Consider the following 22,053-nt stretch of genomic DNA (forward strand, 5'->3'; position numbering starts at 1 on the left):
CAGCCCCATGTCGCAATTCGGCTTTCTCCAACCCGAGTGGCCGGATCTCTACACCGTCGCCGCGCGCGCCGAGGCCGCGGCGCGGGGCGACCCACGCGCCAGTGTCTTCTACGCCCGCCGCTTCCTGGAACTGGCGCTTGCTTGGCTCTACCGCGCCGAGCAGCGCCTGACCCCGCCGGTGCAAGACAACTTGGCGGCGCTGGTGCATGAGCCCTCCTTCCGCCGCCTGGTGGGGGAAGCGGTGTATCGCAAGGCAGTGCTGGTGAAGGATGCCGGCAACCGCGCCGTGCACAGCAACAAGCCGGTGGCCGAAGCCGAATCCCGCGCCCTCCTCTCCGAGCTATTCCAGATTGGCTTCTGGCTCGCCCGCCACTACGCGCGAGGCACCCCGCCGCCCGACAGCCTCGCCTTCGACCCGGCGAAGATTCCGCCGCCCGCCGTCGCTGTCGCGCGCCAGAGCCTGGAGCAGCTCCGAAAGGTGGCCGAGGACCTGCGCCGCCGCGACGAGGAGCTGGAGAAGGAGCGCGCCGCCCGCGCCTCGCTGGATGCCGAGCTGGCCGCGCTGCGCGCCGAGGTGGCGAAGGCCGCCGCCGCCAACGCCGCCCGCCCCGACACCCACGACTACGCCGAGGCGCAGACCCGCGACCTCTACATCGACAGCCTGCTGCGCGAGGCCGGGTGGGACCCGAACGCCCCGGGCGTGGCGGAGGTGCCCGTCACGGGCATGCCCAACCCCAGCGGCACCGGCTTCGCCGACTATGTGCTCTGGGGCGCCGATGGCCGGCCGCTGGCGGTGGTGGAGGCCAAGGCCACCCGCCACAGCCCGGCCAAGGGCCAGGAGCAGGCCAGGCTCTACGCCGACTGCCTGGAGCGGATGCACGGCCAGCGCCCGATCATCTTCACCACCAACGGCTACGAGCACTGGATCTGGGACGACACCGCCCATCCCCCGCGCGAGGTGCAGGGCTTCTACCGGCGGGAGGAGCTGGAGCTGCTGGTGCAGCGCCGCACCACCCGCCGCGCCCTGGGTGAGACCGAGATCCGCTCCAGCATCGCCGAGCGCCCCTATCAAACCCGCGCCATCCGCCGCATCGGCGAGGCCTTCGAGCGGGAGAACCGCCGCAAGGCGCTGGTGGTCATGGCCACCGGCGCCGGCAAGACGCGCACCGTGATTGCGCTGTGCGACCTGCTGATGCGCGCCAACTGGGCCAAGCGCATCCTGTTCCTCGCGGACCGCACCGCGCTGGTGAACCAGGCCGTGAACGCCTTCAAGGCGCACCTGCCGGAGGCCGCGCCGGTCAACCTGCTGGCCGACAAGGGTGGGCAGGGGCGCGTCTACGTCTCCACCTATCCCACCATGATGAAGCTGATCGACGAGGCGGGGCCGAATGGCCGCCGCTTCGGCCCGGGGCATTTCGATTTGGTCATCGTGGACGAGGCGCATCGCTCCATCTATCGCCGGTACCGCGCCATCTTCCGCTGGTTCGACAGCCTCCTCGTGGGCCTAACCGCGACGCCGAAGGACGAGATCGACAAGAACACCTACTCCCTGTTCGACCTCGACACGGGCATGCCGACTGACGCCTACCCGCTCGAAGAGGCGGTTAAGGACGGCTACCTCGTCCCGATGCGCGCCGTCTCCGTGCCGCTGAAGTTCCAGCGCGAGGGGATCCGCTACGACCAGCTCTCCGAGGAGGAAAAGGACCGGTGGGACGAGCTGGAGTGGGATGAGGAGGACGGCCCGCCCGACCGCGTGGAGGCAGAGGCCGTCAACGGCTGGCTCTTCAACCAGGACACGGTGGACAAGGTGCTGCAGCACCTCATGACCCATGCGTTGAAGGTCGAGGGCGGGGACCGGATCGGCAAGACCATCATCTTCGCCAAGAATCACCGCCATGCCGAGTTCATCCAGCAGCGCTTCGACGTCAACTACCCGCAGCACAAGGGCAGCTTCGCGCGGGTCATCGACTTCCAGGTGGACTATGCCCAGAAGCTGATCGACGACTTCTCCAACCCCGCCAAGGCGCCACACATCGCCATTAGCGTAGACATGCTGGACACCGGCATCGACGTGCCGGAGGTGGCGAACCTTGTCTTCTTCAAGCTCGTTCGGTCCAAGACGAAGTTCTGGCAGATGATCGGCCGAGGTACCCGCCTCCGCCCGGACCTGTTTGGTCCTGGTATGCCCAAGGAGTTCTTCTTCGTCTTCGACTTCTGCCAGAACCTGGAGTTCTTCAGCCAGAACGCTCCAACGGTGGAAGGCAGCACGGCCGAGAGCCTGTCCACCCGGCTGTTCCGGGCACGGTTGGAAGTGGTGGGTGGGATCGATGCGCGGCTGAAGGCGGGCACGGCGGCGGAAGTCGAGGGCGATCTGCGCCGGAGCCTCGCAGACGGCCTGCGCGCGGAGGTGGCGGCGATGAACCCTGACAATTTCCTCGTTCGTCCCCACCGGCGCCTCGTCGAAATCTTCGCAAGGCCGGATGCCTGGGATGCGTTGGACCATGCCGACCGCGATCTTCTCTCGGACCGCCTCGCTGGCCTGCCGGCGGAACTGGATCCCGAGAAGGTCGAAGCAAAGCAGTTTGACCTGCTCCTGCTGAACCTGCAGCTCTGCCTCGTGGCGGCTCGACCGGGCTTTGACGCCCTCAAGGATAAGCTAACCGGCATCGCAACGGCGCTCGCCGAGAGCAAAGCGATTCCGGCTGTTGCGGCGGAGATGGAGCTGATCCTCGAAGTGCAGACAGAAGCTTGGTGGCAGGACGTCAGCTTGGCCGAGTTGGAGCGGGTACGCCGCCGGCTACGCGGCCTGGTGCACCTGATCGAGCGCGCGAAACGGCCAATCCTCTACACCAACTTCGAAGACCAGGTTGGAGACGCCGAGGAGGTCGTTTTCGAAAAATTTGTTTCAGCGGATGCGTTCGCCAGATTTCGGGAGAAGGCGCGGCAATTCCTGCAGGCCCACGAGAGCCACATCGCCATACACCGGCTTCGCCATAACTTGCCTTTGACAACAACCGATTTGACGGAGCTGGAAGGGATGCTGGTGAAGAGCGGCACTGGCACACCGGAGCAGTTGGAGAAGGCGAAGACTCAGAGTGAGGGGCTTGGTCTTTTTGTTCGCAGCCTAGTGGGGCTGGATCGCTCGGCCGCCCAACACGCTCTATCAACCTTCATTCACGGAAAGACATTGACCGGCAATCAGCTCGAGTTCATCAACATCATCATTGAAAACCTGACCCGAACAGGTGCTATTGATCCTGCGCGGCTATACGAAGCGCCTTACACTAAGTTCAGCGCGAAGGGGGTAGAAGGGATATTCGCTGAAGCTGAGGTTGTCAGACTGATTGATGTCCTCAGCAACGTACGGGACAGAGCTGTCGCATGAGTCCGAGCGTCTTCAACTCCGAGCGTACGGTCCCGCTGGATGGGCTCACAGCGCTGCGTGCTGAAATCGGGCTGGGTGAGATAGCTTCCCTCTTGGAGCGGACTGCGCGTTGGGTTGCATCCGAGACGTTTAAGCTGTTGCCAGTGTGGTTTCCGGAGCATGCCCGCGCTCAGCCCTTCTATTGACCTTCCCCCGTAGAAGCGGTCCGCCGGTCATGTGACCCGGCGGGTGTTCTGAGGAGGCGGGGAATGGGTCGGAAGAGGACGCACACGCCGGAGGAGATGGTAGCGAAGCTGCGGCAGGTTGAGGTGCTGACAGCCCAGGGCAAGACGGTTTCCGAGGCGGTCCGGACGATCGGGGTGACGGACCAGACCTACTATCGCTGGCGCACCGAGTTTGGCGGCCTGAAGCTGGACCAGGTGAGGCGGCTCAAGGAGCTGGAGCGGGAGAACGCGCGGCTCCGGAAGGCGGTGTCGGACCTGACCTTGGACAAGGTGATCCTGAAAGAAGCGGCATCGGGAAAATACTGAGCCCCGCCCGTCGTCGCGCGGCAGTGGGGCATGTGATGCAGCAGCTCGGCGTGTCCGAGCGGAGAGCCTGTGCGGTGCTGGGGCAGCACCGCTCGACCCAGCGCAAGGTGTCGCGCGCAGCAGATGACGAGGCGGCGCTGACGGCGAGCATCACTGGCCTGGCGCGGCAGTACGGGCGCTACGGGTATCGACGGATCACGGCCCTGCTGCGGGCCGAGGGTTGGGGCTGCAACCACAAGAGGGTGGAGCGGATCTGGCGCCGTGAGGGGCTGAAGGTCCCAGCCCGGCAGCCCAAGCGCGGGCGCTTGTGGCTGAATGACGGCTCCTGCATCCGGCTGCGCCCCGAGAGGCCGAACCAGGTCTGGGCTTATGACTTCGTCGAGGACCGCACCCGGGATGGGCGAAAGTTCCGCATGCTGAACGTGGTGGATGAGTTCACCCGCGAGTGCCTGGCGATCCGGGTCGGGCGTCAGCTTAGGGCTGCCGACGTCATCGACGTGCTGTCCGACCTGTTCATCCTGCGCGGCACGCCGGGCCATGTTCGTTCAGACAATGGGCCCGAGTTCGCCGCCACCGCGGTGAGGAGCTGGATCAACGGTGTCGGCGCGAAGACGGCATTCATCGAGCCCGGCAGCCCGTGGGAGAACGGGTATGTCGAGAGCTTCAACGGCAAGCTGCGAGACGAGCTGCTCAACAGGGAGATGTTCAATACGCTGGCCGAGGCCAAGGTTCTGATCGAGCAATGGCGCTGCCACTACAACACCGTCCGCCCACACTCCTCGCTGCGCTACCAACCGCCGGCGCCAGAGGTCGTCCTGCTGCACCACCTGACCCTACCACCCGGCCACAGCCTCTCCAGCTCCAGCAGGGTCCTGCCCATGCGCCACTAACATCCCGCCCGGAGCACCTCGTGGGGGCTTGTCACCGCTTCCTCGCGATGCGCTCGGCGGAGCCGGGATGAGGGTCACGGTCCACCGCGGCACGCGCCAGATCGGCGGAACGGCGGTCGAGGTTGAGCAGGACGGCGTAAGCATCGTCCTCGACCTCGGACTGCCTCTGGGCGCGGGCGAGGCCTCGCCCGACCTCCTCCCGGGGGTGGCGGGACTGACCGCGCCCGACCCTTCGCTCCTCGCCGTCGTCCTCTCTCACGGTCACGCCGACCACTGGGGACTGTTGCCGCTCGTGCACCGTGGCGTTCCTGTCATCTCGGGCGCCGCAACGGAGCGGATGCAGGCCGCCGCGGCGCGCCCCTTCGACCGCGCCCCGCCGTTCCGCGCCGCGGCGCACCTCGCCCACCGGCGACCTATTCGGATCGGGCCCTTCCTAGTCACGCCCTACCTCGCCTGCCACTCGGCGTTCGACGCCTACTCCCTTCTCGTCGAGGCCGGAGGGCGCCGGCTCTTCTACTCCGGCGCCTCCGGGCTCACGGCCGCAAGGCCGGTATCTTCGAGTCCCTCGTCAACGCCCCACCGCGGGGCGTCCACGCCATGCTGATGGAGGGATCCTCCCTCGGCCGGCTCGACCCCTACGAGTGCTTCCCGGCGGAGGAGGACGTCGAGGAGCGGCTCCTCGGCGCCATGCGGGAGGCGCCCGGCCTCGTGCTCGTCGCGGCCTCCGCCCAGAACGTCGACCGCGTCGTGAGCATCCACCGCGCGGCTAAGCGGTCCGGGCGGCGGCTCGTGATGGACCTCCAGGCGGCCGAGGTGCTCGAGGCGACGGGGTACCGGAGTATTCCGAGCCCCCTCTTCCCCGACGTCCACCTCTACCTCCCCTGGCGCCAGGCGCGCTGGGTGAAGAGGCACGGCGCGTTCGACCTCATCGGCGGGGTCCGAAAGGCGCGGCGGCTCTTCCCGGAGGACATAGCCGTGCGGCCGGGCCGCTACGTCGTGCTCCTGAACCGCACCTTCACGGAGGACCGTCGCTTCGCGTCCCTCATCGCCGGCGCGCGCGCGGTCTGGTCGCAGTGGGAAGGGTACCTGCGTCTTGGCGCGCATGGCGAGCGGCTTGCCTCCGACCTCGCGCCGCATGGGGTCGCGCTGGAGGTGATCCACACCTCCGGGCACGCCGACCCGCCCTCGCTGAGACGCCTCGTGGCGGCGGTTCGGCCCGAGACGCTGTCGCCCGTCCACACCTTCCACCCCGAGCGTTTCGAAGGCCTCTTCGGCGACCTCGCGCCCGTCGTGCTGCGCGGGGATGGCGTGCCCTGGACTGTGTAGGCTGAGCTACTCCTAGGAAACCCGCGTCATTGAAAGGCATTCGCCGATCCGGGACTCGCAAGCGATGCGGAACGGCGCGTTCGACATCTCCTTCGATTGACCCTTCGCGAAAGTTCTTGCTGTCCGACACCAGATCGAAGCAGCCACTCTGCGCGACGCGTCGCCCACGAGGATCATCGAATGGTAGTCTCGAGAGGATGCGCCTAGCCCGAATCAATCTTGGCAGAGCCGCATGTATTGGCAAACTCATTCACGTCCGCTGTTCACGACTAGGCCCTCGAAAGCGGCCATGCAACTTCCGGCCAACCCCGGTCATCAACCTGATCGACAAAGGACGCGCGCCACCGTCGTATGGGTCCATGCGCCCCGTCCTGCGGGCGGCAGCACACCACGATCATTCAGCGCCCGTGCCAGCGCTGCTTGGCCGGTGATGCCGTCCTCGCGCAGTCGGTCCACCTCCAGCACAAGCCGATGCGCAGCCCGCTCCGCCGCGTCTCGCCGTGCCCTGGCCGCCGCTGCCGTGTCCGGTCCCGTGCTGGGCCGATACCCTCGATCCCCGCCGAGCATGCGCCCCCTCGCCCGTGCCGCGGCCAGCGCCGCCCGGGTCCGCTCCGAGATCAGCTCCCGCTCCTTCTGCACCATCGCGGCATAGACCCGCATCATCAGGTCGTCCGCCCCGGGCATGTCGGCCGCCCGGTTCGAGATCCCCTCCTCCAGCAGACCCGAGAGCGTGTGGGCGCGCCGGGTAATCCGATCCAGCCGTGCTGCCACCAGCACCGCCCCGAGCTGCCGGCAGCGGGTCAGGGCGGCCTGGAACCCGGGTCGACGGTCGCCCTTGCCGGAGACAAAGCCGGAGTGCCCGACCACCAGAGTCCAGCCCTCCCGCTCGACATCGGCACGGACGCCAGCCTTTCTGTCGCCCGTTCTCTTGCAATAGGATGCCTCCCAAGCTCGCGTTACCGGGGGGGGGGGGAAGAACGGCATGGCCGTGATGCGCCGCACGCTGATGAGCGCCGCTTCCTTGGCGGCCCTGTCGCGTCTCGCCGAAGCTCAGGCCTTTCCGATCCGCCCGATCCGCTTCCTCGTGCCTTTCGGCGCTGGTACGGCGACTGACAACACGGCCCGCTTCGTCGCGGCCCGGGTCAGCGAGGCGACGGGCCAGCCGGTGGTGGTGGACAACCGGCCCGGCGGCAATGGGGTCATCGGCGTGATGGCCACAAAGGCAGCGCCAGCAGATGGCTACACCGTGATGATCACGGGGATGACCACACAGATCGGCAATCCCCTCATGATCCCAAACCTGACCTATGACCCGGTGGCCGACTTTGCACCGCTGACGCCGCTGGTCCGCGGAGCGCTCGTGCTGCTGGTCCGACCCGCTAGCCCCTACGGCACGGTCGCCGACCTGATTGCAGCCGGGCGACGCAACCCGGGCCGGTTGACCTTCGCATCGGCCAGCCTGACCAGCCGTGGCGCGGCGGAGGTGCTCAATGGCGAGACCGGCATCGCGGCGCTCAATGTGTCCTACCGCACCTCTCCCGCGGCGCTGACGGACCTCATCTCCGGCCAGGTGGACTTCGCCTTCACCGAGACACTGACCGCGCTGCCCCTGGTCCGGAGCGGCACGCTCCGAGCAATTGGGGTGTCGGTGCCTCAACGCGTTGCGGGGCTCGCCGATGTTCCGACTCTGGCGGACGCCGGCGTTCCAGGCCTCACCCTGACGGTCTGGAACGCAGCCTACGCGCCCGCCGCGACTCCGCCGGCAATCCTTGAGCGGCTGAACGCTTTTCTCACGGATGCGCTGCGCCATCCTGAGTCGGAGGCATTCTTTGCGCGCGACGGGTGGCAGACGCTCCCTCTCAGCAGTGCCGAGTTCACCCGCTTCCAAGCGGCGGAGTACAGCACATGGGAGGCCATCATCCGGCGGGCGAACATCACTCTGGATTAGCTGAGGCAGCATTCGCCGGAAGGAGCCGGGGGCAAGGCGCCGGCGGTCAATACTGTCCCAGCGGTATGCCGACGGCCCGGTGCTGGTCGCTTGAGGCCAGCACCGTTGTTCGCGCTAGCACCCGCGCCACCGTCGTATGCGTCCAGGCGCCCCGTCCTGCCGGAGTTGGCACCCCTCGCCCGTTCATTGCCCGCGCCAACGCCGCCTGCCCTATGATGCCTTCCGCCCGGAGCCGCTCAATCTCCAGCGCCAGCCGGTACGCCGCCGGTTCAGCCTCTTCCCGCCTCGCCTGGGAAGACATTCCATAGATTCAACGGTTAATTGGAGGCCAACTGCGTAGTTGGCGAGGGCTGCATGCTGCCTGGCGGCACGGGGGACGGCGTGGCGCTGGGAGTAGGAACGTCCCAAACAACCTTCGCCAAGTCTGCCAGCTGGGCTTGCCGCATCTCGACTTCCGCGGGCGTCCAGACAGCGAAGTGATCGAGCTTGGACACAGCTGCGTTGATCTTCGTGTTCACGCCCACCTTTGGCCTGTCCGTGATCGAGCGTGTTAGCAAGAGCTGGGACTGCGCGTACACCGGCCTTTTCGACGAGAAAGGCTGGTTCCCGAGAGCCGAATTGATGCCTTGCTCTACAAGCACCAAGTTCCCCAATCGTTGGGTCCACGCACCGCTATCGTCGCCGAACTGGGCGATGCATGCTGCGCTCGCCGTGACGGGGAAGATGTGCTCGATCTCGTAAGCCGAACCCTCGGCGTACCTCTTCAGCCAACGCGTGCCCTCAGTCTCTCCAAATGCGTTCACCTCGACGGCCTGGGCCAGCTTCGCGAGCAAGTATCGCAGCCGATAAGCCTGGAGATCTCTGGCCCCAAGTCTTCCAAACGCATCCGAGAAACGCGTGCTTAAAGCGGCGCGGGCGAGCCGGAACCTCTTCTCGATCAGGGCGTCGAGATCCTCTGCCGTCTTCACCGCCTTCACCTCCGGGGCCCAACGCGCAAAGTCCCGCTCGAAATCGCGTGTTGGTTCGCGCGTAATCACGTATGTAAAAAACAGGTTCTCTATCTCTCTCGCAAGACGGTCGAACAGGGCGGTCGGTAGATGGCTTGCTGCCATCAGTAGTATTAGGTGCTGCTTGGCGGCACTCCCTCCGAGGATCCGCATGGACTCTAATGCCGGACGCGCCTGATCGTCCTCACCTCGTCCAGCGAGGAAGCGAGTATATGCTCTAGCCGCATTGACCAATTCTTTTGCGAAGGCAATCGGATCTTTTCCGAAGCCAACCTTTTCCTCGTTCTTCTTGAGCCATTCGTAGATAGCGTCTTCGCGAAGCTGCTCGGCTGCATAGCGGCTTAAGATGAAGTAGCGTAGGAACCGCAGCGGCTTTTCGCCTGATCTGCGCAGCTCCTTCTGCAGTTCGTCCCATACGCTCTTCAGGTTACTGAACTCGGTCTGTTTCGCCCGCACGAAGAGTAGGTTCTTGAGGAGATCCATCGAGTCCAGGCTGAGGCCACGGTCGTTAACGGTCTCGAAGATCTTCAGAGCTTTGGCGACTCCATCGGTCTTGATCCGGATGAGCTTCACGCGGTTGATCAGGTAGGCGTAGAAAGCTCGCACGCGTCCCGCATCGTTTCCAAATTCCCGGACCAAAAATTGGGATGCGGTCAGGTGCGCATTGACGATGTTCTCCGCTGATCTCGTCGTGAACTTGCCGTTGATCTGTTCTCTCCCAACCAGCTTGGCGAGAACGCCCTGAGCATCCGCGTATTGTAGGTCAAGGCGATATCGATGTCGCGACTGGCCCCAGTCATCCATACTCTGTGATGAAAGTTGGGCGTTGATCGGCGTTTCGACTGTATCCTTAAGCGCCAGTAGCCGATCCCGGATCGCACACAGGATTACGAAGAGTGTCGTCATCCGTTGCTGTCCATCGATCAGGTCAAGCACGCCGGAGTCGTTCAGGCAGACGACGATACTGCCGATGAAGTACTCGGCGGGTGGACCATCCTGCGGTCTGAGCGGCATCTCTCCAAGGACATCGCTGAGCAGCTGCTCCACCTGCTCCGTCTTCCAGACGTATTCTCTCTGGTAGTCTGGCACTGCGTAGAACGCCTGGAAGACACCTGCCACGGCGATATCCTGACTTTCGATCGACTGCGTTACCATTGCCCCGCCCCCCGATTCTGGCACCTCGATTATTCCCATACAAGGTCAAGGCAGTGAAGCGAGGCAGTACCCAGCTAAAGCCTCGACTTGGCTCGGAGCTAATATTGCGCCATCCGCTATGAGCTGGCCACTGCGATCGCGTGCATTACCCCAACCACCGTCTTGCTGCTCGCGTCAGTACCTCCATCTGCTCCGGCTTGTTCAGCGGCTTCCGGTCTCTTGCCCCTCCTTGAAGCCACGGCCCATATTCCGGCGGCCCCACTCTTGGAGAGATTCTCAGAAACGTCCGCTCTTCCCGAGCAGCCTTTTCGGAGCAGCGGAGCAGCTCTCCATCAGACTCGGACCATCGACACTCGCACGGGCCGGGCTGCACCTACGCGCTGAGCCGGTCGATGATCCGCGCCGCCTTTATGCGTCCAGGCACCCCGGCCTGCTAGCGTCGGTACTCCACGCTCATTTAGACTGCGTGCCAGTGCCGCCTGCCCCGCAACACCCTCCGCCTTGCGTCCCTCAATTTCCAACGCCAGCCGGTGGGCCGCCCTCTCCGCCTTCTCCCGCCACGCCCGCGCCGCAGACCGAGCAGATGGCGGCGACGGCGGCCGCCACGCTCGGTCCCCGCCCAGCACCGCCCCTCTGGCAACCCTGGCCGGTAATCATCCTTGCCCGAGGCGATGTCCTCGTGCTCGGAACCTACACCCAGCCCTCGCGCGCCACGAACGCGCGAACGCTGGCCTGCTGAGCCTCCAGTCCCAGGCCCGAGTGGCCCTGCTCGCCGGTAGAAACGCGGTAGAGCGCGACGGCGTACCGGAGATGGGTTGAGGGGCGGCGCGCGGCCATCAGCCGGCCTCTACCGGAGCCGCATCGCTCACCCGGTAGATGGAATAGTTGCCCTTCGCACCCACCTAGCCCGGCCCGACCTGCCGAACGCGCTCCAGGACGGTGACGCTGATTCCTTTCTTCGTCAGCCCGGTCAGGAAGCTGTGGCAGGTGTGCTGCGCCCAGCCGGTCGCGTCCTGCACCTGGGCGATGGTGGCGCCTTCCGGCCGGCGCAGGAGGGCCAGCACCGCCTGCTGCTTTGTGCCCTCGCGGGGGCGTCGTGGGGTGCCGGCAGGCCAGGGCGGCGCGCAGGGCCTCCAGCGCTCCCGGCAGATTAGGGCGGTCCTGGCCGGCGTCCCAGGCCTTCACCCCCCCTGTCCCGGCAATTCCGTTGACGGCGAGCGCGGTAAGGAAAGCGCGCAAACGCCGCCCAGACCAGCTCACTGTTCTCCGTCACGTCCTTCAGCACGTGCCGCGGACAGGATGCGCCCAGTGGTGCCCGACACCTCCGCCAACCGCATCAGAGCGGCTAGCAATAGCCGAGGCGCACCCTTGCACCCTTCCAAGCCTTCATCCCGCCGAACGGTCACCATCGCGTCCATAAGCCGGTAGGCTGTGCCGTCGCCATTGACGATGGTGCGCTCCAGCGCGTCAAAATCCAGCGTCACAAAGCGCAACCCGCGCCGCCTGCGGCGGCCAAACGCCGCGAGGGCTTCGGTCCAGTATGGGTCCTGCGCCCAATGAGTAGGCTCGTCGCTCATCAGTGCCTCATTTTGCTAGATGCTCGCTTCCCAACACCCCGGATGTTCTCCAGGTCCACCCCCCCCTCTCGCCCCGGCCGGCAAATCGGGCGTGAACCCCTTGTAGAGCTGGAAGGCAACTGGCTGCTCAGAATCGGCCTCTACCTCGATGCTCGGCAAGGGCGGATGATGCTGCGTGAGTTTACCCGATCCCGCGATCGGACCTCGAAATTGACGGTTCCGCTCATGCCGAGTCCAGCGTGCGTTCAAGTAGCTCACGTTCTTCACCCCGCGTCGGCGTAGGCGGCAGGAGTGCGTCGCGCATCAGGTTGCGCTTGCGCTCCATCAAGGCGTGTAGGTTCTCATCGAATGAACGGGAACCGCTGGGTAGGATCGCCATTGGAATGTGGACGGTAACAGGCCGCTCCTGACCGATCCGCAGCACGCGACCGGTGCATTGGTCTTCCACCGCCGGATTCCACCAGCGAGAGAGGTGGATGACGTGGTTGGCACGAGTGAGGGTGAGGCCGACGCCGCCGGCGCGAGGGGAGAGCAGCATGACGTCGAAGCCGGGTGGGCCGGACTGGAAGCGGTCCACCCGGTCCTGTCGAGCGCGCCCAGAGACCTCGCCGCTGATGATCATCGGCGTCGAGGGGAGGCGATAGCGGCGCTGTAGCACGCCCGCGAGCCGTGACTGGATCGCGAGATCGTCGAGGAAGACCAGCGCCCGCTCACCAGCTGCTGCGATCGCGTCCAGCGCGCGGGCCGCCACCCTCAGGCGGGCTGAGGTGGCAATGAAAGATGCGTCGTCAGCGGATCCCTCCGGGTCAGGGTGAAGGCACACGGCCCGCAGCCGAGTGAGCGCCTCCAGGACAGCGCCGGGCCGCGCGTCGCCTCGCGCCGTTTGCACGGCGGCGTCGTATGCCGCGCGCTGGACGTCGCCCATGTTCTCCGCCACCACTCGGTCCTCGCGTGGCGGCAAGTCGGGGAGACGGTCCTCCTTCATGCGGCGGAGCATCAAGGGTGGGAAACCGCCCACGCCCCGGTCGAGGGTCGCTTTCAGCGTCGCGAGCCGTCCAGGATCGTCGCCCCGCTCCCAGCGTGCGGAGAAGGACTTCAGGTCGTCTAGGCAGCCCGGATGAACGGCGTCCACGATGCACCAAAGGTCCGCCAGCCGGTTCTCGACAGGCGTGCCGGTCAGTGCAACTCGAAAGTCGGCGTTCATCGCCTTTGCTGCGTCGGTCAGGCGGATGCCCGGCGTCTTGATCTTCTGCGCCTCGTCGAAGAGGAGCGCGGCGAATCGGATGCGGCCAAAGTCGCGGTCATAGTCACGCAAGGTCTCGTAGGTCGTCAGCACCCAATCGGCGTCCCGGATCGCCCCCGCATCAAGGGCAGGCCGTCCGTCCGGCCCGGCGTCCCGGATTTCAGCGAGGCCTCGCCCATAGGCCGGCAGCAGGCGCCCGAGACCCGGCGCGGCGAGGTGACGGTCGTGCTCGGCGCGCCAGTTCTCCAACAACCCAGTTGGCGCGACTATTAGGACGGGCGCACGCGGGATTGCGCCCGAAGCCATTCCCGCACGCAGCCAGGCGAGGAAAGCTAGACCCTGGAGCGTCTTACCGAGGCCCATGTCGTCGGCCAGCAGCACGCCCGGCAGCCCCGCCGTCCAGGCGCGCTGGAGCCACGCGATCCCTTCTGCCTGATGCGGCTTTGGAACCGTGGCAAGGGGGGCAGGCAGGCCTGAAGGCGACGCCGGGCGGCGCGCGACTTCGCCTTCCACATCGAGCGCCTCTTCGTTCGCACGGATGAGGAGCGCTTCCGCCTCTTCGGGCTCCTTCGACGTGGGACGCGCGCTTTCCCGTCCCATCGCCGCCACCTCAGCGGCGTGTAGAGCGGCGAGAGTATCGTGGTCGGCGGGAAGTTCGACCTGCTTTCCGTCGATCTCGACCGTGACGGCCGGCCTGCCCTGACTGATGGCGGCTTCCACCCGGAGTGCGAGGGCAGCGGCCTCGGAGGCGGAGAGAGGAACAGGTGAGCCGTCCACCACAATTCCGCCCCGCGGCCGGGCGGCGCCAGAAGCGGAGCCGCCGGTCTCGGGGCCAAACCAGTCGGTCGTGGCGAGCGGGACCCAGGGCAACACGCGCTTGCGCCAGAGACCGAGGCCGACGACGCGGGAAGACCACGCCTCGGTTTCGCGGAACACGCTCTCCAGGACGGTGTCGTCCACGTCGTCGCCTAGTTCCTCGCGCAGGAAGGCGCGGGGGGCGGCAAGTAGGGCGCGTCGGCTCGCGGCCGGGCCGGAGGCGACGCGGCGCACGGCGGCCAGCGCCCGGCGCAGCGGCGGCGCCAACACGACTACCCAGTCGTCGCCCAGGGAATAGAGCGGCCTGGCCTCGGCGAAACGGTGGAAGCGGTCCTCGCCGAAGACCCGGGCACGATCATCAGGCAGCAGGATAGCGCCGCCAGCGCCGGCACGGTGCAGGATGGGAATGAGCGTGGCGGCATCCCCCTCACCGCGCAGGTCGAGGGAAAATGCGTCGGCTTCCACGACGGTCAGGCGGCCAAGCATCCCGCGTGCGGAGGCAGCGCCAGCGGCCTCCGCGCTGGGCAGGACCTCGCGTAGGCCTGCGATGGCGGAGAGGCGAGCGGCGAGGTCGTCCGTCGGCACGGCAGCGAGGCGGTCCACCGCTTCCGCAATCCCGAAGAGGGTGGCGGGTAGGCGGCGGTCGGTGCCGCCGGCGCGGAGCCAGGCGCCGATCCGATCCGCGCCGAGAACTGGCTGGCCGGTGGGACGGGTCCAAGTCAGTGTCACGCGGAAGTCGGGACGGGTGAGGAGGCCACTGCCCTCCACCACTGCGCGCACCTCTGCGGCCGGAGGCAGGCCGAGGCTCGCGGCCTCCCGTGCGGAGAGTCCGGCGACAGCGGCGTGCTCGATGAGGAGGAGGTCCCCCTCCGCGATCGCCGCTTCCGCCGTGAGGAGGCGTTGCGCAAGGTCCACGCCGGAAAGAAGCGCGTCCGGCGCGTGGAGTGCCCACAGGTCCACGGGCACGGCGCCATCGCGGAGGTGAAGGCGGAGTTCGGTGCCTTCCGGCGCGGGGGTGTGAATGAAGCGTGCGATCATCGCGGACGCCAGTCGGCTTCGGAGAGATGGACGTTGGCGCGGCGAGCAAGAAGCTCGGCGGCGCTGCCTTGCCAGCGGGAGCGTTCGGGATTGTCGTGCCTCAGCCCGCGGCCATCGGCTGACCCTCTCGAACTGAAGCGCGGGTTCGGGGGAAAGGGGAGTCCCTTCCCCGTCAGGTCGTCCCGCGAATACTCCGTCTGGTAGAGCCTGGGCGCGTTGGCCCACTCGCGCGGCCAAGCTCGCAAGGCGCCGCTGTGGCTCCACTCGCACAGGATCAGCGGCCCGACGCGCAGCAGCAGCACAGATTGATCGCCTGACACATTGCCCCGTAGGCGCCCGTAGCCGCCCTGGAAGTCACGCATAGTTCGGGCAGACGCGTGCACCTGTGCTCCCAAGGCAAGCCAAGCATCCTCGATCGCCCCGCGGTCTAGGACGGCGGACCAGAAAGCCTCCCGATAGCGCCACTGGTGATCCAACGCATACTCTGCGATCAGGTCGAAGAAAGCCCGCAGCGACGCGCGCGCAAGCCAGCGCCGCACCAGCGCGGTTCCCTCCTCCCCTACCGGGGTCCACTCCGGCGCGCGCAGCCGCGGGTCGCCCAGGTCGCGGACCAGCAGGTCGCGCACTGGCTCGCGCAGGGGTGGTGCTGGCTCACGTCCACCGTCCAGCCATGCGGCGAGCAGGCCCTGCGCGATGTCCCCGCGCATCTCCCGGCCGAAGCGCAGCCGCCCCTCGGGCGCCAGAAAGGCGAGGGCGCGATCCAGGGCCGTCTCCGCCTCGCGACCCCGCAGCGCTGCAGGAAGGAGGGCGAGGAGCCGCGCCGCGACCGCCCGCGCGTAGCCGCCCGTCGCGCGCGGGGGCTGATCCAGCCCCGTCGCAGCCAGGACGGCGGCAACGGCCAGCGGGCCGTGAAGCAGCTCCGCGGCCACCCGGCCCGGCCCAGAAGCGGCGTCGAACAGCGCGTAGCCCGCCTGTGCGGATCGCCAGGAGTCCAGCGCCGCGTCCTCCGCGCGCGCCAGCACGGCGGTAATCGCCTGCCCGCCACGGGCGATCTCGGGATTGCCGGCCACGAAATCGTGCAGCCACGCCTCAATCAGAGCGCGGGCAACGCGGCGGGAGGGCAGTGCAGCCCTCACCACAGCGTCCGTAAGGCCGGGGATGCGAGCGGCAGGCGCCTCACCGCTCCACATCACCCAGGGCGCGTCCCTCAGATCGCGGCCGGAGAGCCGAGCGGGCCGATTGGCGAAGGCAGCGTGCAAGCGCTCCCGCAGCGCGTCCATCGCGGCACGCTCTGGCGCCCGGGGCACGGCCCCCGTGGCTTCCATCGTTTCCAGTACACGCCGGCTCTCGGGTCGCTCCGGCAACGCCGCGCGGCGCGGCAGGATGTCCACGGCGGCGCGGAGTCGGCCGAGCGATTCGCTCAAATGACTCATGGCGGCGCGCCGCGGAGGTTGCCAATCTCCTCGATCAGGCGCTGTACCTCGTCCGAGGTGCGAGAGGAGAGGACGAAGCGAAGGTCTATACGGCGGTTCTGGGAATAGGCCGCCTCCACCATGCCCGCGGCGACCGGCCGCCGCTCACCGTAGCCGGACAGGCCGAGTAGAGGCAGGCCGTCAGCGTTCCGCAGCCCTTCTAACCCCGGCTGCAGGCGACGCAGTTCCGCGAAGACGCTCAGCGCCCGCGCGGCCGAAAGGCGGTCGTTCTCTAGCACAGACTGCGCGGGCGTCAGGCCACGGAATACCTGGCCGTCGGTGTGGCCCTCAATGAGGACGGCCTCCAGGATGGCCTCGCGCTCTCCATCCTCGGCGGCGCCGGCGAAGGGGGGCAGTGCGCGGGCGAGGACGTTTGCGAGGACTGTTACGGTCCGCCGCGAGCGCTCGGTCAGCTCGGAGCGGTTGAGGTCGAAGGGCACGTCCTCCGACAAGCGTAGCACGCCGGACTGCTCCTCGATGCGGACGCGGATGCCGGCGGAGGTGAGTTCGGTACGGATCTGGTTCAGCAGTTCGGCGCGCGCTTCCTCGCGCTCACGCACCTCGCGCCGGAGACGGGCCACGGCGGCGTCCAACGCGAACCGCAACCGCTCGTTCTGCGCGCGCAGGACATTCGCGTTCACTTCCTGCCGCTCGGCCTCGTTCCGAGCAAGCCGAGCAAGGTCGGCTTGTCGCGCCGCCTCAGCGCGCTCCCGCTCCGCCTCCTCCCGCGCAAGGCGCGCGGTATCTTCCATCCGGCGTGCCTCCGCCGCACGTTCGCGCGCCAGCATCGCCTGTCGGGCAGCCTCCGCCCGCTCGCGCTCCGTCTCCGAAAGGGCGAGGCGCACCACCTCGGCGAGGCGCCGGGCCTCCGCCTCCTGCCGCGCCGCCTCCACACGCTCGCGCTCCGCGTCCAGGCGAGCGAGGCGGGCCAGTTCCGCCTGTCGCCGTGCTTCCGCCTCTTGCTCCTCTGCGCGGCGACGCTGCTCCTCGTATCGCTCGACCTCCACCATCTGGCGCTGCTCCGCCTCGCGGTAGTTCAGGGCCAAGACGGTCAGCATGAGGAGGAAGACGAAGAGGATGCCGACCATCAGGTCCGAGATGGAGGCGAAGTACCCCTCCCCGCCCTCGTCCCCTGCCTCGAGCCGCGCGCGGCTCAACGCTGCGTCCTCTGTAATTGCTCGATGAAATCTCCGAGCGTCTTCTCCAGCTCGTCCGTGCGATTCGCGAGCGCGCTGGCAGCCTTCGCGAGGTTCTCATCCGTCTCCTTGACGAACTCGCTCACCTGCCGCCGGAAGCCCTGGATGCCATTCACCATCGCATCCACCGTGGCCGCGAGGGTTCTGTCCACGCCCTCGAACCGGGTCGTTACGCCGGCAAGATCGTTACTCAGGCGGGTGAGTGCAGCGGCGGCGGCGTCCAGGCGTCCGGCAGCGCCGCCGACACCCTCTATCGCCCCGCGCAATCCGCCCGTGACCTCGCGCAGCGGCCCGATAGCGTCGCGGGCCGCGGCACCTGCCGCCTTCAGGTCCGCCGCGGCGGCCGCCAGCGGCGTGGCCGCGTCGTGCGCGGCCGCATCCAGTTCCCCCACGCGCGCGCCTAGGCGGTCGGACGCCTCGGCCAGCAGCCGGACCGCCCCCGCCAGCACCTCCGCCCGGCTAACCAAGCTTCCGGCCGCGGACCCGATTCGCTCCGCCGCGGCGCCACCGCCGTCGCGTAGCGCGGTGCCCGCCACCTCGCCCGCGTCTCGCACGCCGGCCGCAGCGCCCGTCAGCGCCGCCGCGAGCGCGTCCCCAGCCTCACGCAAAGTGCCGCGCAGGGCATCGCCGCCTTCCCGCGCGCCGTCGCGCACTGCCTCCCCGGCCTGCCCGAGATGGCCCCGCATCTCCGCCAGCATTGCGCCGAGTTCCGTCCGCATCCCTTCAGTCGCCTCGGCGATGCGGCTCACCGCTTCCTCCGCACCGCGACCGAGCGCGCCGCCGGACACTGCACCAGCAGACTCCAGGGCCGTGCCGACGCGGGCCGCAGTCACCTCGAAGGCGCTAGCCGCGGAGGCGATGCGTTCCGCCACGGCTTCCAGCGCCGCGGTGCCGCCACGGCGGCTCTCCTCCGCCAGCTCGCGCAGACCCGCGACCATGGTCTCCAGCTCGCCGCGCAGGCGGCCAGAGCGGTCAGCCTCGTCGTCCGCCATGCGCCGGCCCATCTCGGCCACGGCGGTCGCGAGCGTCTCGCCCATGCCGCGGGCCGCAGCCTCCAACCCGCCCGCCGCCTCTTCCACGCGCCGCGCCAGCTCGGCGCCCGCGTCGACGCCAGCGGCGCGCGTGCCCTCAGCTACGAGGCGCAAGCTCTCGGCTACCCCTCCCATTTGGTCCGTGACACGGCTGAGTGCGGCCTCCGCCCCCTCTCCCATGCGGGTCGCCATGGCGTCGGCGGATTCCGCCATACGGACTGCGGCATCGCCAAGGCTACCGCGCAACCCCTCCAGCCGTTCCCCCAGGGCCGAGAGGCTCGCGGCCACGTCGTTCATTCGCTCCCCCGCGCCGCCCTGCAGGCGCTCGACGAAAACGTCGAGCATTCGCGCGATCGCGTCCTCGTTGCGGGTGGAGAGGCCGGCGGCAAGCTTCTCCATCGCCTCCCGCAGCGGTCCGACGTGTTCGCCCAGCCGCTGATCGAAGGCACTGTCGAGAGCTGTGCTAATGTTGAGGCTGAGTTCAGTCGAGAAGGACTCGAGTTGAGTGCCCTGACGTTCGAGCAGCCGGTTCGCCTCCTCCGCCAGCATCGCGGCCGTGACGAAGGGGATACGGGACTCCAACGCGGCGAGGAAAGCGTCGAGGTCGCTTTCGGCTAGCCGTAGTAGCCACTTCCGGGTCAGGGCGTAGACGATCGAGAGACCGAGACCCGCGAGCGAGGTAATGAACTTAAACGACGCAGTGTCCAGCAGGCGTTGCAGCGCCCCGCGCTGCGCCCCCGCATCGTCGCCCGACACAATACCGCCCGCAGCCGCTAGCGCGACCGCCAGCCCAATAAAGGTGAAGAGGAGCCCGGCACCGACGAGGAGGTTGGGGAGAGCGGCGTGGTAGCGCAGATCGGTACCCGCCGCACGGTACAGCCCGGCGAGGTCGAACCATGCGTCGGGGCGCGAGGTGGCCCGAACGAGAACATCCTGCACTCGCGGCAGGAGGAGGGTGGCGCGATAGTCCCGCCAGCGATCGCCGAGGAGCCTCACACGCTCCAGTTCGTCCGCGACCTGCTCATAGGTCGCGGTAAATGCCGCGCCATTCGGCACGGCCCCAAGATGCTCCTTCGCGATGGCCAGAGCCGCGCGAACGCGCACCGTACCGCGACGGAGAAAGAAGCCGGATAGGAACGCCCACGCGACTAGCCCGGCAACCACCCCGCCGATTGTCACAGAACTGGAGACAAATCCTGAGAATGAGAACATTTCAACTGGCAGACTAGCGCAAGATTCTCGAAACGGAAGGTGTCGGCCGGGATCATCGCATGACGTTCGGAGCTTCTCGCCCCATTCGGGTCTTGCAAGCGGGCCAACCAGTGGAGGAGCGCTCGCTTCGCCTTCTGCGGCTGAGGGATCGGGGGGAGGCAGCTCTGTGGCGCGGCCTCGCCTTCCCGCTCATGCCCGGCGACGTTATCGAGGTGTCCGGACCCGGAAGGCTCCCCGGGGAGCATGATGTGTGCCCCTCACCGGACACCCCGCGGTGGTCAGCCATAATGACAGAAGGAGAGGCCTACCTCCTCATCGCAGGGTCGGCGGTAGAGCGAGACGCCGCCGCGGCTCTCCTGCGGGCGGATGGCCTGCGTGTGCTCCGTGCGGGACCTTGGCTCGGGGAGGTGGAGAACTTCGACGCGGACTGGTTCGTGCGCATCGTGCCGCGGGACGAAGATGAGATGGAGGCGACGCTGGGCCGCCTGTTCGGCCAGCCAGTAACGCCCGCGGGGCGCGGCGACGTGCTCCGGTTGCAACTCATTGAGGCGGACTTGCTGGCAGTACGAGCGCACATGGCGGCGCTAACGGCCGAGGCAGCGGCATTGCGCGTGTGGGCAGTGGAGGCGGAGGCGCGCGCTGCAGCGCATGCCTCCGCTGCAGATGGTTCCTCGCCGCTGCCCTCTTCTCCGCCGCAGCCCCACACGCTGCCGGCCGTCGCGAAGCCGGCGCGGCGGCTGCAGGAGGAGGTCGAGACTGTCCTTCGCACGCTGCTTCCGGGGGTCCGGCTTCTACGCGACGTAATAATTGCCGCCTGCGGAGAATATCGCGAGCGTGGCGCCCTCTATCGCGCCATGCGGGAACTTGTTGAATGGTCGGACCGACTGCCGCCGGCCTGGAAGCGCCTACCGGGTATGGCCAACTGGTGGGAGAGGCACGTGAGCACCGGCGACGACGACGCAGGGCGAGCTTATCCGCGACGAGACGGGTCCGGGCGTGGATGGGAAGTACTGCTCTCACACAAGGGGCAGCAGGACCGCGACATCGCTTGGCTACGCCGATTGGCGTAAAAATGTTATGCGGAGTACTTGGTGCGGCTTTGGCTGCCGGGAGACGCTGTCTCAAGTGCTGAGCGGCCCTTGCTCTAGCGAGTGCCGACAAGGGCACACAGCTTCCCAGCATGTCATGTGCTGCCTCCTGCTCTCTATGGCGACCGGGCAATGCGTTGGGATCGCACTCGGCGCCCTCCGCGGTGTCCTATCCTGCCCCGCCCGCCCAGAGAAGGTTTGCGCCCAGCTCCTCTCGCTGCTCCAATCTTCCACAAGCTGAAGTTTCTCTGCCATGGTCGTGGCGCAGTAGTGCGCCCAGCGCCAGGGGTGTTTACGTGCTCGGCTTGAGGGTTCGACTGCGGAACGAGCGGCGTTTTCTCTCTCCGGAGGCCGACTGTTCTCCGGAGCTTGGGAGTTGGGCGATTTCGCCATCAAGGTTTAGTGCTCGGTAATCGCTGCCCTTCTGCTTGCGTGGGGCAACGCAGATTCTGTGTCCCTCTCCCCTGACCTTCCCGCTAGCTTTCACCAACGCATCGCTTTGGCCCCGAGTCATCGTCAGCCCCCTCCAAGCGTTCACCACCACCCGTCGTCAGTGTGTCGGCGCATTGCTGACACATGCGAACCGACGCTACCGCACACGAGGTACCCCCATGGCCAATCTTCCTCCCCTTCCTCCAGCCGGCCGCGCCCCTCAGGGCGGCAAGAACGCCAATGGTGGTAAGCCCAACCCGAAGGACGCCCGCGCCGGCAGCAGCCGGAGCAGTGGCGGAAAGCAGGGTGGCGTCAGCAGCGCGACCCAGAGCAACCGCAAGACCGGCGACCGCTGAGCGGAGCCGCGTCCGCCCCCTCCGCCTCCACGAGTAAGGTTCTGAAGAATGGTCAAGCGGCGCAAGCAGGAACAGGTCGTCGGGGTGCTCGAGATCGCGGGCTACGACAGTGAAGACCCCACCTTCAAGCAGTGGGTGGCCGAGCACCGGACCCAGAATGGCGGGAGCATCCGGGTGAGCAAGGGCGCGACCGGCGTCCGCGTCATGTTCGGCCGGGAGGCGGACATGAACTTCTGGAAGGCCCGATTCGAGACGGATGCGAAGGCGCGTAAGTCTCGCGTTGCCTAGTACCCAATCCTGTTGATGCGGGCCCGGGAACACTCGCGGAGTGGGTAATACCGAGTGAGATTT

15 protein-coding genes are annotated in these 22,053 nt (G+C 67.5%); 7 read left to right on the top strand and 8 right to left on the bottom strand.

The window, feature by feature from the left end; all coding sequences use genetic code 11:
• Nucleotides 1-7 precede the first annotated feature (7 nt).
• The 4 genes from ACP6CK_RS15245 to ACP6CK_RS15260 all read left to right on the top strand — a co-directional run bounded on the left by ACP6CK_RS15245 (nt 8) and on the right by ACP6CK_RS15260 (nt 6,131).
• On the top strand, nt 8-3,385 hold the full coding sequence (locus tag ACP6CK_RS15245) for a DEAD/DEAH box helicase family protein (protein WP_426954158.1): 3,378 nt from the start codon (nt 8-10) through the stop codon (nt 3,383-3,385).
• Nucleotides 3,386-3,633: 248 nt separating this feature from the next.
• Nucleotides 3,634-4,805 (top strand): IS3 family transposase gene (locus ACP6CK_RS15250; RefSeq protein WP_426954159.1). Its coding sequence is split into 2 segments (ribosomal slippage): nt 3,634-3,901 and nt 3,901-4,805, totalling 1,173 coding nucleotides; the frame shifts between segments, so codons are not numbered across the junction.
• A 67-nt stretch (nt 4,806-4,872) separates the two neighbouring features.
• Nucleotides 4,873-5,409 carry an MBL fold metallo-hydrolase gene (locus ACP6CK_RS15255; RefSeq protein ID WP_426954160.1) on the top strand — a complete coding sequence of 179 codons (537 nt, stop codon included), beginning with the start codon at nt 4,873-4,875 and terminating at the stop codon, nt 5,407-5,409.
• Entirely contained in the window at nt 5,403-6,131 is a 729-nt protein-coding gene (locus ACP6CK_RS15260) for an MBL fold metallo-hydrolase RNA specificity domain-containing protein (RefSeq protein ID WP_426954161.1), read from the top strand. Before ACP6CK_RS15255 ends, ACP6CK_RS15260 begins: the two co-directional genes overlap by 7 nt.
• A gap of 315 nt (nt 6,132-6,446) precedes the next feature.
• Here ACP6CK_RS15260 and ACP6CK_RS15265 read toward each other — a convergent pair whose 3' ends face one another.
• Nucleotides 6,447-7,115, bottom strand: coding sequence for a recombinase family protein (locus tag ACP6CK_RS15265; protein ID WP_426954162.1), 669 nt, complete (start codon nt 7,113-7,115; stop codon nt 6,447-6,449).
• On the opposite strand from ACP6CK_RS15265, the gene ACP6CK_RS15270 reads away from it, so the two are divergent.
• Nucleotides 7,114-8,079, top strand: a complete 966-nt coding sequence (locus tag ACP6CK_RS15270; protein WP_426954163.1) for a Bug family tripartite tricarboxylate transporter substrate binding protein — start codon at nt 7,114-7,116, stop codon at nt 8,077-8,079. The two genes, ACP6CK_RS15265 and ACP6CK_RS15270, sit on opposite strands and share 2 nt — an antisense overlap.
• A 317-nt stretch (nt 8,080-8,396) precedes the next feature.
• Here ACP6CK_RS15270 and ACP6CK_RS15275 read toward each other — a convergent pair whose 3' ends face one another.
• The 7 genes from ACP6CK_RS15275 to zorA all read right to left on the bottom strand — a co-directional run bounded on the left by ACP6CK_RS15275 (nt 8,397) and on the right by zorA (nt 19,826).
• Complete coding sequence (locus ACP6CK_RS15275) at nt 8,397-10,205, bottom strand: DUF262 domain-containing protein (protein ID WP_426954164.1); 1,809 nt, start codon at nt 10,203-10,205, stop codon at nt 8,397-8,399.
• A gap of 938 nt (nt 10,206-11,143) precedes the next feature.
• Entirely contained in the window at nt 11,144-11,392 is a 249-nt protein-coding gene (locus tag ACP6CK_RS15280; RefSeq protein ID WP_426959919.1) for a DUF3489 domain-containing protein, read from the bottom strand.
• A 105-nt stretch (nt 11,393-11,497) separates the two neighbouring features.
• On the bottom strand, nt 11,498-11,818 hold the full coding sequence (locus ACP6CK_RS15285; RefSeq protein WP_426954165.1) for a hypothetical protein: 321 nt from the start codon (nt 11,816-11,818) through the stop codon (nt 11,498-11,500).
• A gap of 223 nt (nt 11,819-12,041) precedes the next feature.
• A complete protein-coding gene (locus ACP6CK_RS15290) occupies nt 12,042-14,480 on the bottom strand; it encodes a DEAD/DEAH box helicase (RefSeq protein ID WP_426954166.1) in 2,439 nt (812 codons plus the stop codon).
• A 431-nt stretch (nt 14,481-14,911) separates the two neighbouring features.
• On the bottom strand, nt 14,912-16,348 hold the full coding sequence (locus tag ACP6CK_RS15295) for an EH signature domain-containing protein (RefSeq protein ID WP_426954167.1): 1,437 nt from the start codon (nt 16,346-16,348) through the stop codon (nt 14,912-14,914).
• Nucleotides 16,345-17,544: a hypothetical protein gene (locus ACP6CK_RS15300; protein ID WP_426954168.1), complete on the bottom strand. Its 1,200-nt coding sequence runs from the start codon at nt 17,542-17,544 to the stop codon at nt 16,345-16,347. Before ACP6CK_RS15300 ends, ACP6CK_RS15295 begins: the two co-directional genes overlap by 4 nt.
• Entirely contained in the window at nt 17,541-19,826 is a 2,286-nt protein-coding gene (zorA, locus tag ACP6CK_RS15305) for an anti-phage ZorAB system protein ZorA (RefSeq protein ID WP_426954169.1), read from the bottom strand. Before zorA ends, ACP6CK_RS15300 begins: the two co-directional genes overlap by 4 nt.
• A gap of 407 nt (nt 19,827-20,233) precedes the next feature.
• On the opposite strand from zorA, the gene ACP6CK_RS15310 reads away from it, so the two are divergent.
• Together ACP6CK_RS15310 and ACP6CK_RS15315 are read left to right on the top strand one after the other, a co-directional pair.
• Nucleotides 20,234-20,896 carry a hypothetical protein gene (locus ACP6CK_RS15310; protein WP_426954170.1) on the top strand — a complete coding sequence of 221 codons (663 nt, stop codon included), beginning with the start codon at nt 20,234-20,236 and terminating at the stop codon, nt 20,894-20,896.
• Between the two features lie 854 nt (nt 20,897-21,750).
• Nucleotides 21,751-21,990 (top strand): hypothetical protein, encoded by a 240-nt coding sequence (locus tag ACP6CK_RS15315; RefSeq protein WP_426954171.1) that lies wholly within the window; start codon nt 21,751-21,753, stop codon nt 21,988-21,990.
• Nucleotides 21,991-22,053: the final 63 nt, after the last annotated feature.

Origin of the sequence: Muricoccus radiodurans, assembly GCF_050154705.1 — a bacterium.
In the GTDB taxonomy this organism is placed as follows: Bacteria; Pseudomonadota; Alphaproteobacteria; order Acetobacterales; family Acetobacteraceae; genus Roseomonas; species Roseomonas radiodurans.